The organism is Acinetobacter legionensis, assembly GCF_057165765.1.
The window spans coordinates 3,734,688-3,747,461 of record NZ_CM169896.1; the positions used below are offsets into that span (position 1 = coordinate 3,734,688).

The window sequence follows — 12,774 nt, forward strand, 5'->3', positions numbered from 1 at the left end:
CAAGAACTAGGATATTTTTATGAATGCTCAACTCGATATTAGCCAAAATAAAGCATTACTTTGGCTGATGGCGATTGCCTGCGGTTTATGCGCAGGAGCAAATTATTATAGTCAGCCGCTGATTCACTCGATTCAACTCTATTTCAACATGCCAGAATCACAAGTGGCATTTACAGTGACCTTTGCTCAAGTGTCTTATGCACTTGGTCTTTTATTCATTGTGCCCATGGGCGATATCGTCAATAAAATCAAATTTATTCCGTGGTTAATGTTTTGTGCTGCGATTGGTTTATTGATGTGTGCTTTTGCAGTCAATTTACCCATGCTTTGGGTTGGCACAATTATTACAGGTCTATTTTCAGTTGCGGCTCAGGTGTTAATCCCTCTTGCAACGATGGCAGTTAAACCTGAAAAAACAGGAGAAGTTGTTGGCTTTTTAATGAGTGGACTATTGGTTGGATTACTACTTTCCACCAGTCTTGCCGGTTTGTTGTCTAACCTGTTTAACTGGAAACTGATTTACTTTGTTAGTGCGGTATTGATGTTAATACTTGCCTATTTATTGAAAAAACGTCTGCCGCATGTACCTGTGTTTAAAATGAGTTATGGCAAAATTTTCTACTCGATGGGTGTGCTGTTAAAAGAAGAACGTCGTTTAGTCTATCGTGCAATTATTGGTGGCTTTGCATTTGCAGCCATGAGTATTTTATTTTCAACGATTGCTGTTTTACTAACTTCTGAACCGTTTAAATTACCTGATGTTTTGGTTGGTGTTGCAACGATCATTGGGGTATTTGGTGCTTTAGCCACTGCAAAAATTGGTAAAATTGCAGACCGTGGACATACCAGTATCCTGACATGGATTGGGGTAGCGTTGATGATCATCAGTTGGGCGCTGCTTTATTTCGGTGGAAAGTACCTCACCAGTTATATTTTAGGGTATGGTCTGATTAGCTTTGGACTCGCTGTGGTTCATACCAGCAATCAAAATATCATTTTCCGTTTACGCCCAGATGCGAAATCTCGGATTAACTCTATCTATATGACAGCCTATTTCACAGGTGGTGCATGTGGTTCTGCTTTAGGGGTTTATGCATGGCATCATGGAGGTTGGACCATGACTTGTCTTGTTGGTGTATGTCTGGTTATGGGGTCTGCACTATTTTCTCTGCTAGATCGTCTATATCTCAATAGAGCACAGACCATTTAAAGCATTCTAAAATCACAATCCTTCAAAATTTGAGGGATTTTGATTTTTTAAGAGACTTATTATTTTAATAAAAAAACGGATACCCAAATCATTCTATTTGAATAATATTCACTGTAACTATTGTGTGAAAAAACCGATCATAATATATTCATACAAATAATATTCTAACGTGGGTTTGACCTAGCTATATCTTTAACTTATTGAAAAAAATGATCTTGGCGGAGTCTTGTTTAACTCTCATCGAATTTCAGGATCAGCCTGCGGCTTGCCCTACTTTTCTTTTGGGAAAACTAGGCAAAACCATTGTCACCCGCAAAACTCGTCGACGACCAGCAATGCATTTAATAAATCACAGAAACAATACTTTATGAATGAAGTCCTGCCTCAGACAGTTGCGGATGACGTTTCCGAGTATCATATTTCATCAAGACTTTTATATCGAACTCAGGTTATTCTATAAAATTCAAAAAATGCGATGTATACAATTTTAATTTAAATGGATATACGGGTTACTCTCTTGAAGCTATATGAATAAATAGTTGAGGAGCAGAATTATACGCAAGATAAATCTCAGTCCTTTCAATAAATTTGTACAGGGCAATCTATGTTTTTTGGAAAAAATATCCATGATTATTCAAGTTTAAAATTGGTACACTTTGGTCAAAATGATAACCCTGTTTGTCTTTGCTAAAGCGTGATTGACGATACTCAAGCAAAGTTTTATTCAGCTCGCACAGTAGCGAACATTGATCCTCAATCAATCATACAGCACAATAGTTTGCCTATAACATACATCCTGATAGATCAACCAAGAGCTTATCCCTTATGAAAAAAATACGATTAGCATGCTTACCGATTAGTTTTTTATGTACTTTTTCAAGTTTGGTCTTCGCTGCGCCAATAGGTAATGAAAACTTATTAAGCCAAGCTTTTATAAACTGTGACAACAGTGCCCAAGGTATCATTGAACAGGCAACTTGTCTAAAAGATGAGGCTAAACGTCAAGATGCGCGATTGAATAGTACCTATAAAAAATTACAATCGCATTTGAATGCTAACCAGAAAACAAAACTGGTTGCATCGCAACGCATTTGGCTACAATCACGTCAAAGTGATGCTGAACTGGAAACAACGCTGTATGGTCAATCACAGCCAGACAACTTGCAAACTGAACTTAATGATATACAGCGTATCGCAGGCCGTACTGCACAATTGCAACGCTATCTGAATTTACTTCAATAATGCGAATTTAAAGCATAGAGATATTCAAGAACACATAGCGAGATCAATATAAAACTAAAGGTTAAATATATGAAAAAAATTAAAAGTATTACATTGTTGTTCATCTTTCTTCTGCCTTTTGCAACTTTTGCCGATGATGAAATGTCTCGTCCCCTTCCAGATGATTCTTATATTCATGCCAAATTAAGCAGCAGTTATGGCCAATGTATAAAACAAAGTGGTGCAGTAACATTTGAAATGCAAAGCTGTATGGACCAAGAATATGCTCAACATAAGAACCGCGTTCAACAGGCCTTTGCCAAAATCATCAGTCGTCCAGACAGTGTGAAAAAAGACCGGCAGATGGATGAAATCGCAGCATGGTGGGAAAACACCGACAAGTATTGTAATTGGGATCCGAAAACCGAAGGACAAGGACAAATGTTAGATGCACAGTCTTGCCGTCTGAACCGTATTGCCAATCTTGCGGATAAAATCAGCCACTATTGAGTCTCACAAATTAAAACTGAGCATCCCATCGTATTCAATAAAGTACTGTTGATTGGCATATTGTAATCCGTGAAACTGGGCTTACCTATGCCCAACGGTTGCATACTTATCTTCACCTACTCACTTGGACTTTCTGAGAGTCTGTCAATCTTGTTGAGTAAGTAATTGATGCCCGAATGTAGCTAAAAAGTATTTTTATAAATTATTGTCATTCACAATCAATACAATAGCGTATCTGCTATTTTGAGGTTGTACTTTTGGATAAATTTGCCTTCTTAAAGAATATTCAGGAATGGTCTGATCAGTATCCATGGCTAGAGATGCTAACATCATTATTCATTCTAATTTTTTTCGCTTTTGTCGCAAATTATATTGCAAAACAAGTTGTTGTTCGTGGGATACGTAAACTTATTTCAAAAATGAAGTTTGCACATAGTGAAATTTTTTCTCAGCATAGTGTTATCCGCAGAGTGGCGAATATTGTTCCTGCCATTGTTATTTTAAATGGTATTTCCACAGTTCCACATTTGTCCTTAAAAGCGGTTGGCCTGATACAAATGGCTGCACAGGCTTTTATCTTCCTGACCATTGCACTGGCCATCAGTGAACTTTTAAATGTTTTCAATCTGCTTTATCAACGTAATCCAAAATCACTGAATAAGCCCATCAAAGGCTATCTTCAACTGATCAAGCTGATTCTGTTTATCGTTTGTGGTCTGCTAATCTTGGGTACTTTCTTAAAGAAAGATGTTTTTACCCTGCTTGCTGGTTTTGGTGCGATGGCAGCGGTATTGTTACTAGTTTTTCAAAATACGATTCTGTCCTTGGTAGCGTCGGTGCAAATCTCTTCCTACGATATGGTTCGTATCGGTGATTGGATTGAAATGCCAACATTAAATGCAGATGGTGATGTTATTGATATGTCCTTACATACCATTACTGTACAGAATTTTGATAAAACCTTTACCACAATTCCCACCAATAAGTTGGTCACGGATACCTTTAAAAACTGGCGTGGGATGAAATTGTTGGGGGCGAGACGAATCAAGCGCTCAATCTTTATTGATCAAACCAGCATTCATTTTATTACCCATGAAGAACAACAGAAATTAAAAGCTTTCCTGTTACTGGATCAGTATTTGGATAATAAACAATCTGAACTGGACAGCTTTAATCAGCAGTTTGAAGATCAGTCAGTCTATAACCAGCGCCGCTTAACCAATATTGGAACATTTCGGGCCTATGTGGAGTTCTACTTAAAACAACATGCTGGTATTGCTAAAAACCAATCCTTAATTATCCGTCAGTTACAACCGACGAGTGAGGGATTACCACTGGAAATCTATGCATTTGCCAATACAACGGTATGGAATGATTATGAGGCAATCCAGTCTGATATATTTGACCATCTGATGGCAATTATCCCTGAGTTTGGGCTAAAAATTTATCAAGCGCCTTCTGGTTCAGATCTACGCTCATTGTCAAAACATGCTGAAAGTAGCTCGGAACTTCTGTTCTGAGTTGTTGGTCAGGGGGTTCTGCCCCTGATCATTTACATTAAAAATGCCCATGCGATAAGCATGGGCTTGCTTGCAATGAACGAAGATTGCAAATAGAAAAGCTTTCCTCTATTGCTTTTAATGTATCTTTTAAAATTACTACCCCCCAATATTGGCAAGACTTAAAAATTAATTTTATACATAGATTTTTTCAAGTTTATGTGAAATATCTAAATAAAAACCTTCTTAATAGGTAATGGATTGCCTTAATGTCTTAATTAACAGTTCATATAAATGATCGACCGCTTTTGAATTAAGCGAGGCTCTACTTCTATATACAGATGCTTCCATGGGTGCTAATGGGCCTAGTCTATGCTCCGCTCCCAAAATTTCTAAATGCTGAGGGGCGCTACATTGTGTGAAAACTGCGACGGCCAAACCACTTTCAACTGCTGCAATTTGCCCGATTAAACTTGAACTATTATAAACCACACGATAACGGCGACCTTGCAATGCAAGCGAATTGATCGCACTTTTTTTGGCTAAACTGGTACTTTCATAAACAGCAATAGGTATCGGATCTTCACGCCATAATTCAAATTGGGGAGAACCTACCCACACCATTGGCTCATGAAACAATAAAGTGCCTTGACGGGGGTTATCCCTTGAAATCAAAGCTAAATCAATCTCGCCATTTTCTATACGTGGGATCAATGAAGTCGATTGTTCACAAATAAATTCTATTTCAACGCCGCTATGACGTGGTGCAAAACGCTTAAGCACAGGCGTTAGATATTTAGCAGCGTAATCATCGGGTACACCAAGTCTAATCCGACCAGTTAACTCTTCTCCATTAAAAGCCATTTGTGTTTCATGGTGTAGATCAAGTATCCGTCTTGCATAACCTAAAAGAAGTTGTCCTTCAGAAGTGAGTTGAATTTGTCTATGCGTTCGAACTAAAAGTTGGCATTTTAAAGCGCATTCCAGTTTTTTTAACTGCATACTGACAGCAGACTGTGAACGGTATAGCTCAGGTGCTGCATTTGAAAGAGAACCTGTATCAACAACTGCGACAAAACATTTTAACCAATCAATCTGTAGATTTTGTAGATTCATGATCACCCCCAAATTATTCGATTTTCGAATAGTATATGTAAGAATTATGCGCTTTTCATTCTAACTTTCTAAGTCCATAATTTATTAAGAAAAGAAGGAATTTCCCCTAATTTTCATCAGCGATCATTAGGTATATAGCTCACTAGAAAATTTAAAAAGATAAGGAAATTATTTTGTCGAATGTTGACCCAGATATTTACAGTTTAAGTTATTCCCAAGTTTGGTCAGGCTTTAAAAGCCTTCTTCCAATTTCATCTTTCGTGGTGATTTTTGGGGCTGCTTTCGGCTTAGCTGCAACGCAAACAGGACTAGACAATAGCTCTATCATGTTAATGAGTAGCTTTGTTTTTGCAGGAGCATCTCAATTTGCGACTTTAGAACTATGGGGTGCGCAAATATCACTGATTCCCTTAATAGTCACAGTTTTCTTTATCAATGCTCGGCATCTTTTAATGGGCGCATCTCTTTATCCTTGGTTACGTCACCTGTCTCCCATCAAACGATACAGTATCTTGCTGGTTATTTCTGATGCCAATTGGGCACTCTCACTACAAGCATTTAATCGTGGTGAATCAGGGATGGGCTTATTGTTTGGAGGGGGCATTGCGCTTTGGCTCGCGTGGGTTTTAGGCACAGGACTGGGTTTCTATTTTGGTAATGTCATTCATCATCCTGCACTACTGGGATTAGATATGGTCATGGCTTGTTTTCTACTGGCGATGGTTGTGGGTGGACAAAAAAATCTCAGAATACTCATCATCTGGGCAATCGCTGCCTGTAGTTCATTACTAGCCTATTGGTACTTACCAGAAAATAGTCATGTCGTTGTGGGTGCCTTATTTGGCGGAATTGTCGGAATTTTCTGGAAAGAGAAACGGGTATGAACCTAGAAATTAGCACTACTTATCCCTTGATTATTATTTTTATTATGGCCGTTGTGACATTAGCCACTCGCTGGGGTGGTGTTTTAATTATGTCTTATGTTCCTATTAGTGATCGTGTACAGCGATTTATTAACGCAATGTCAGGATCTGTACTGGTTGCACTTTTGGCCCCCATTGCGGTTGAAGGTGATCATGGCGCTCGATTAGCATTACTGACGACATTGATCGTTATGCTATTGCTTAAAAACCCGCTGTTGGCGATTGCAGCAGGAATATTGGCAGCAGCTTTATTCCGTCAGTATTTTGTATGAAATGATAGAGAGTTCAAGAGATTTAGGGCATTTATAGCTCATGTTATTGCGTACTTGTAGTGCTAAGCCACACCGTATTTTGTTCAACCAATATGCTCTACCAACACACTAATTTTATTTTTAAGCGGTTTCACCAAGTTGATAACGCTTTAATCAAGCCCCATAAATCTTACTTTCTCACATTTAAAAATCACCATCATAATCAAAATTTTAATTCGATTTACAAATTCTATCTTTTGAGTATGGCTATTGATTTTAAAATAAAGCACGTATAATCCGCACTTGCTTTTTTTCTATCTTTTTCAGGTTGACTGTATGTCTGAGCTCCAATCTTTAACGCCTCGTATTTCGGTCGCCCCGATGATGGATTGGACAACTCGTGACTATCGTTTCTTTGCACGTTTGTTTAACCCCAATATTATCCTCTATACAGAAATGGTCACCACAGGTGCCATCATCTATGGCGGAGCAAATCGTCATTTGGACTATAACCATGAAGAACATCCAATTGTTCTACAGCTCGGTGGTTCAAATCCTAAAGATCTTGCAACGTGTAGCAAAATGGCTCAAGACTGGGGTTATGACGAAATCAATTTAAATGTGGGCTGTCCAAGTGACCGCGTGCAAAACAATAAGATTGGTGCCTGCTTAATGGCAGAGCCTGATTTGGTTGCAGAATGTATTGCTGAAATGCGTAATGCAGTTGATATTCCAGTTACTGTAAAACACCGCATCGGTATTGATGACATGCAATCTTATGAAGAGATGCTACATTTTGTCGATACAGTTGCGAAAACTGGATGTGATAATTTTATCGTACATGCCCGTATTGCCTTGCTTCAAGGTTTATCACCAAAAGAAAACCGCGATGTTCCACCACTACGCTACGAAGATGTTTATCGTTTAAAACAAGAGCGTCCTGAGTTGCTGATTGAGATCAATGGTGGGGTTAAGACTTTTGCTGAAACTCAAGCACATTTAAAGCATGTTGATGGGGTCATGATTGGGCGTGAGGCTTATCACAACCCTTACCTCTTGGCAGAATTGGGGCAACTCTGGAACTTAGACTTACCTGATCGCTTTGAAATTATCGATCAAATGCTGCCTTATATTGCCAAACGTATGCAAGAAGGCGCACCTCTATCGATTATTACGCGCCATATTTTAGGCTTATTTCAAAACCTTCCTGGTGCTCGTAAATGGCGTCAAGCTTTAAGTGGCGGTAATGCCAAAACATTTGCAGATGTTGAAAATGCCATTATCAATATTAAAGAAGCCATGAAGCGAACAGAAGATTATATTCGAGAACAGTCTGTCTGATCACGACTGAAAATTTCTACGATTCAATACAGTCTTAATCCACAGCTATCTTTTCAATCAAACGATGGTCTTTAAAATCGTTGAAACTGTTTGATCATGTATTCATTACATCGCTGAATGACACCATCTGCATTTTTACTCCAGACCATCACAACAGCAGACCATGCATTTTCAGCATCCAAAGCAATCAGTCGTACCTGTTTAGGTAGAATATGTCTAAATTCTTCAGGAACAATACAAATTCCAATTTCAGCAGCCACCAATTGCAATTGTGAAACTTTACGGGACTGAACCGCCGCTTTCTTTGGAGAAAAACCAGCACTTAAGCAAAGGTTTGCAACCAAATAACTTAAACCTCCCCGTTCTGCATGTGGTGTAGAAACAAAATTTTCATGCTTTAACTGTTGGATTTTGATACTGCGTTCTGAAGCTAAAATATGATTTTGATGTAGTGCAACGTATAAAGGTTCAGGGTAGAGCGTGGTTGTATATAACTCATCTAGGCGATTTAAAACAGGTGGGCGAATAAAACCAACATCAATATTTCCTTTCATCAGTGCAAGAATTTGGTCTTCAGATGACAAGGTGTTGATTTCGAAATTAACATTGAGATGCTTTGCGGTTTGATCAAATATTTTGACTTTTTCTAAGCTCATGCTAATGCTACTTGAGTGTGCAATTTTGATGAGTCGATTTTTTCCATCTGCAATATCTTTAGCATTTTCAATAATATGATCTAAGTTAAGCAAATTATTTTTAATTTGAGCATAAAAGAACTGTCCGGCTTGGGTGAGTTTTATTTTTTTATCACTGCGGTCAAAAATTTCAAATCCTACTTCGTCCTCCAAAAGCTTAATCTGGCGACTTAAAGCAGATTGGGCAATAAACAACTTTTCAGAAGCCGCAATAAAACCACCTTCTTCCACAATTCTAATCAAATAATTAAATTGTTTGAATGTCGCCATATCCATCTCAAAATTAGATCAATTCTGCTTTTTTCTATATTAGATTAGATTTTTTGATTTCACTAGACTTTACTTAAAGCGACTTACATCAGAGAGAAATAGTATGAGGACATCCAAACAATTACTGGTTTTTATTTGTATTATTTGCGCTGTTGTTTTACTCAATCTTTATGATGGTTTTATCGCAAAACAAACGGGCAAAGTGCCCCAACAGCATGAGTTTATTTATTTGCAGGACTGATTGAGCTGAACAGATAAAGTATGTTTTTTACAAACGCGTGCAAGATTTCACCAAAGCATACTTTTTTATATTGGTGACGCATGTTGTGGTGCTTTTTTTAAAATCATATTGGTAAGTAATATACTTGCCAGCAAGATCATCACTCACAAAGGCGTCTTTTCGAAAATGAGCACGTATAATACAGCCGTGTAAATCAGGTGCTGCATACACGTTTATACTTTCAACATATTTGCTGTGTTGTTGAATATTGACCTCCCAGCCCAACAGTTGCTTGATCTTTTGAAACTCTTCCTGTTTGCTGATCTGTTGGATATTTTGCAAATTACAGACTTGAATTGCATTTGCTTGAGGTTGAAGGATTGACCAGCCCAGCAAGTTCTGTATATCACGCATTATTGTTTTAGCTTCATCCAATTGGTTGACCGCCTGAAAATGACGAACCGTTGAATAAAGGTAATATGCAATCCCGCCAATCAGTAGGATCGCCAATAGGGTTATTTTAAGATCGAGGATAGGTCGATTAAAAAGCCTCTTCATTCTCTAAGCTGTCCATGTTTATGGTCTGAATGCTATAGAGCATTTCAAGCGACTTTTCAGCATAGTTAACAACCAAACTTATTTAAACAACGCCAATATTTATCTTTAAATAGGCTGACATCGATTTCAAAATTGTTCTGATATTTTTCAACCACCTGATCTATAACTTTGGCGGGTTTTCTAAACTCTTTACAAGCAAAATACATAGTTCTTAAGTTATTACCCGTTTCGCGTCCAATATTTAAATACCCTTCAAAATCTTTTAGCTCATTTAATAATTCTTCTTCAATCGTGTTAAGCAACTCATAATCTGTAGCAGATGGCATACCACTGGAGTTCTGACCAGCATAAGGTATTTCAACCAGCATCATCCAAGGGTGAGAAGCCTTTTGATCCCATGTTAAAAGGGTACTATTTAAGATCGCCACCAAAGGCAAACTTTCATTGGTCTCCCCCTCCAAACTGATATATTCATCTTCATCAGTACTTGAACGAGTTATTTTGTCTAAGCGAGAAATTTCACCGTTCTTTAAAATTAAAATATTCTTTAAACGATCGATAGGCATTAATTCTTTTTCAACATCTTGTCTGAATTGCAGCGAAACTTGATCTAGTTTTGTAATCGAATCATATTCGCCCAAATAATTATCCAAAAAGATATAAACTGCTTGTAAGAATTCAGCTTTTTGAGCTTCATTATATTGATCATGCACAACCACGAGATCAATTTCATCTGGATATTCTTCATGGTCTTTTAAATAAAACGATAGCGTTTTTTGACTAAACTCATGACCATGCATACCAATACTGGTTTGCTGAATATCACTTGCGGGTTTAAGTGCGGTAAATTTCCAGCCGGGAATTTCAGGGGCTACTGCCACCAATTCCTCTACAAATACAATGTTTGCCACAACACCATCTGGCGTTAAAATTAATTCAGCTGTTTGTGAATCAAGCATCCCGGTAAGGAAAAAAATTCCACCATGAACTTTGGCCAATTCAGGCGATAATTTATCAAAGAAATCCGCCTGAATCGTATCTTGATTTAACTCATCCACAATACGGTGAAAATCCTCTTGATGCTGTTCAAACCATTGCCAAAATTCAGCATAGCGGTTTCGATTGATTTGTATTTGTTGTTGTTTCTTTCCAAATAACTTTTTGAAAAAACTCATTTTGATTGTTCTCTGTTATTGCGTTTATTTCAGATTAATTTAACTGAATTTTTATGATTTTTAAATGAACCTAAACTTTTACTTAAAAATACCAAGCGCTTATTTGATCCGATCTAACTTTTTCAACACTTCTGCAACGGCGACCATCGCAAAACTAGAAGTCACCACCACAGCCGAGCCATATCCACCACAACGCAAGCCTGCACTTGCACACACATCAGCACTAGAAAAAGGATTATCAATTGAATACACACAAGTAATGCCAAATTTTTCTTTTGGTTTCTTACAAATGCCTTTGGCGCGCAACTGACTCCGCAATTTAGCAAGCATCGGATCTTGTTCTGTTTTAGATAAATCAGCAACACGAATTTTTAGAGGATCAAGCTTACCACCTGCCCCACCCGAAACAATCAAAGGAATTTTATTAAAACGACAATGTAGCATGAGTGCAAATTTTGCTTTAACGTCATCGATGCAATCTAAAATAATATCTGGAACATTTTCTAAAATTTCTTTCACATTTTCAGGGCTGAGATAATCATCAATCAAATTGATCTTGATCCGAGGATTAATTGAACGGCAACGTTCCGCCATGACTTCAATTTTCTCATGACCTAAAGTAGAGGTCATTGCAGGCAGCTGTCGGTTGATATTTGAAGCAGCCACTGAATCCATATCGACCAGTGTTAACTCACCAATCCCTGTACGTGCTAAGGCCTCGACCGCCCATGAACCGACTCCACCAATACCGATTACCATGACATGACTTTTTTCATAGTGATTGAATGTATCTTCTCCATAAATTTTGGCTACACCTGCAAACCGGCGCTCATATTCATCATTTTGGAAAAGTTCAGTCATGGTTCAAATCTAGGCTCAAAAAATCAAGCTCATTTTATCAAAAATAAGCAGTGAAAATGAAAAATTAAATTTGCAATGCTAAGATCAAACTTTACAAATATAAAAGTTCGAACAATGCAAAATTCACAACAGATTATTTTATGCATTCCTGGGGTATGGAAAAATCATCAGGAATTAGTTCATGCCATGCTTGAATGCGACACTGGGTATATTTATGCGGGGATGATCATGACATCACTGCATTCTGATCATTTTGTTGAAGTTGAAGAACATAATCATGATCCTGAAGTAAGTCGTATATTCAGATTATTCAGTATGCAACGCTTTTCAGACCATGAGCTCGATCAAATCGATCAGCACAATATGGTGCTCTACCTCATATGCAAAGGTGGTCATTTTCAAAGTGTACAAGATGCCTTTAAGCTTGGACAAGCGTTATTAAAGGCAGGTGGATTAGGTATAAAAATAGAAACAGCAGGGCTTACACATAGCAAAAAACAATGGCTCGAATTTTCTGCAACGAATTTATTGGATATTTTTAAGGCATTTATACCAGTTGTTTCTGATCAAGAATATCTTTATTCGTGCGGCATGCATCAGTTTGGAAAACCAGATGGCTGTATTTCGTCTAGTGTCAATGAAGCCAGTTTCACCTTAAATCAATTTCTACTTTATATTTTAGCCGAAGATCCTGATTTTAAAAAAGGTGATACATTCAGGGCTGAAGAGGATATGGAAAAATTCAAACTCTCTAAACGCTCCTCATCTGAGTTTTTTGAAGCAGATTCACTTTATTTTAACTCCTTCGGTATATGGCAATTAAATTCACTACTTCCTTAAAAATCAACATCAAGTTCTCTTTTAAACAAATAAAAAAAGCCCTGCATTCTATACAGGGCTTGGAGAACTGAAATAAATCGTGAT

General features: G+C 37.7%; 14 protein-coding genes. 9 read left to right on the forward strand and 5 right to left on the reverse strand.

The features are described from left to right. Nucleotides 1-19: 19 nt before the first annotated feature. The 4 genes from AC2G3J_RS17000 (at nucleotide 20) to AC2G3J_RS17015 (ending at nucleotide 4,461) form a co-directional block, all read left to right on the forward strand. Entirely contained in the window at nucleotides 20-1,210 is a 1,191-nt protein-coding gene (locus tag AC2G3J_RS17000; protein WP_483770349.1) for an MFS transporter, read from the forward strand. Nucleotides 1,211-2,035: 825 nt separating this feature from the next. Next, entirely contained in the window at nucleotides 2,036-2,452 is a 417-nt protein-coding gene (locus AC2G3J_RS17005; protein WP_336953428.1) for a lysozyme inhibitor LprI family protein, read from the forward strand. A gap of 141 nt (nucleotides 2,453-2,593) precedes the next feature. Further along, complete coding sequence (locus AC2G3J_RS17010) at nucleotides 2,594-2,941, forward strand: hypothetical protein (RefSeq protein ID WP_228270444.1); 348 nt, start codon at nucleotides 2,594-2,596, stop codon at nucleotides 2,939-2,941. 257 nt (nucleotides 2,942-3,198) lie between these two features. Then, nucleotides 3,199-4,461 carry a mechanosensitive ion channel family protein gene (locus AC2G3J_RS17015; RefSeq protein WP_336953430.1) on the forward strand — a complete coding sequence of 421 codons (1,263 nt, stop codon included), beginning with the start codon at nucleotides 3,199-3,201 and terminating at the stop codon, nucleotides 4,459-4,461. Between the two features lie 225 nt (nucleotides 4,462-4,686). Here the strand turns inward: AC2G3J_RS17015 and AC2G3J_RS17020 are convergent, their stop codons facing one another. Further along, nucleotides 4,687-5,556 carry a LysR family transcriptional regulator gene (locus AC2G3J_RS17020; RefSeq protein WP_336953431.1) on the reverse strand — a complete coding sequence of 290 codons (870 nt, stop codon included), beginning with the start codon at nucleotides 5,554-5,556 and terminating at the stop codon, nucleotides 4,687-4,689. 173 nt (nucleotides 5,557-5,729) lie between these two features. Between AC2G3J_RS17020 and AC2G3J_RS17025 the strand changes: the two genes are divergently transcribed. The 3 genes from AC2G3J_RS17025 to dusA all read left to right on the forward strand — a co-directional run bounded on the left by AC2G3J_RS17025 (nucleotide 5,730) and on the right by dusA (nucleotide 8,071). Beyond that, nucleotides 5,730-6,440, forward strand: coding sequence for an AzlC family ABC transporter permease (locus tag AC2G3J_RS17025; RefSeq protein ID WP_483770350.1), 711 nt, complete (start codon nucleotides 5,730-5,732; stop codon nucleotides 6,438-6,440). Further along, nucleotides 6,437-6,751 carry a branched-chain amino acid transport AzlD family protein gene (locus tag AC2G3J_RS17030; RefSeq protein WP_419819623.1) on the forward strand — a complete coding sequence of 105 codons (315 nt, stop codon included), beginning with the start codon at nucleotides 6,437-6,439 and terminating at the stop codon, nucleotides 6,749-6,751. Before AC2G3J_RS17025 ends, AC2G3J_RS17030 begins: the two co-directional genes overlap by 4 nt. 315 nt (nucleotides 6,752-7,066) lie before the next feature. Continuing rightward, the gene (gene dusA / locus AC2G3J_RS17035; RefSeq protein WP_419329064.1) at nucleotides 7,067-8,071 is read left to right on the forward strand and encodes a tRNA dihydrouridine(20/20a) synthase DusA; all 1,005 of its coding nucleotides are present in this window, start codon (nucleotides 7,067-7,069) and stop codon (nucleotides 8,069-8,071) included. A 71-nt stretch (nucleotides 8,072-8,142) separates the two neighbouring features. On the opposite strand, the gene AC2G3J_RS17040 is transcribed toward dusA, so the two are convergent. Beyond that, on the reverse strand, nucleotides 8,143-9,036 hold the full coding sequence (locus tag AC2G3J_RS17040; protein ID WP_336953435.1) for a LysR family transcriptional regulator: 894 nt from the start codon (nucleotides 9,034-9,036) through the stop codon (nucleotides 8,143-8,145). Between the two features lie 103 nt (nucleotides 9,037-9,139). Between AC2G3J_RS17040 and AC2G3J_RS17045 the strand changes: the two genes are divergently transcribed. Continuing rightward, entirely contained in the window at nucleotides 9,140-9,277 is a 138-nt protein-coding gene (locus AC2G3J_RS17045) for a hypothetical protein (protein WP_336953436.1), read from the forward strand. A 27-nt stretch (nucleotides 9,278-9,304) separates the two neighbouring features. Here the strand turns inward: AC2G3J_RS17045 and AC2G3J_RS17050 are convergent, their stop codons facing one another. From AC2G3J_RS17050 to AC2G3J_RS17060, 3 genes are all read right to left on the reverse strand, one after another. After that, entirely contained in the window at nucleotides 9,305-9,814 is a 510-nt protein-coding gene (locus AC2G3J_RS17050) for a hypothetical protein (RefSeq protein WP_483770351.1), read from the reverse strand. Nucleotides 9,815-9,879: 65 nt separating this feature from the next. Beyond that, entirely contained in the window at nucleotides 9,880-10,989 is a 1,110-nt protein-coding gene (locus tag AC2G3J_RS17055) for a DUF695 domain-containing protein (RefSeq protein ID WP_483770352.1), read from the reverse strand. Nucleotides 10,990-11,088: 99 nt separating this feature from the next. Continuing rightward, nucleotides 11,089-11,850, reverse strand: coding sequence for a tRNA threonylcarbamoyladenosine dehydratase (locus AC2G3J_RS17060; protein ID WP_483770353.1), 762 nt, complete (start codon nucleotides 11,848-11,850; stop codon nucleotides 11,089-11,091). A gap of 114 nt (nucleotides 11,851-11,964) precedes the next feature. Here AC2G3J_RS17060 and AC2G3J_RS17065 point away from each other — a divergent pair, with 114 nt between their 5' ends. Then, on the forward strand, nucleotides 11,965-12,690 hold the full coding sequence (locus tag AC2G3J_RS17065) for a DUF4261 domain-containing protein (RefSeq protein ID WP_483770354.1): 726 nt from the start codon (nucleotides 11,965-11,967) through the stop codon (nucleotides 12,688-12,690). The last annotated feature ends 84 nt before the right edge of the window (nucleotides 12,691-12,774 follow it).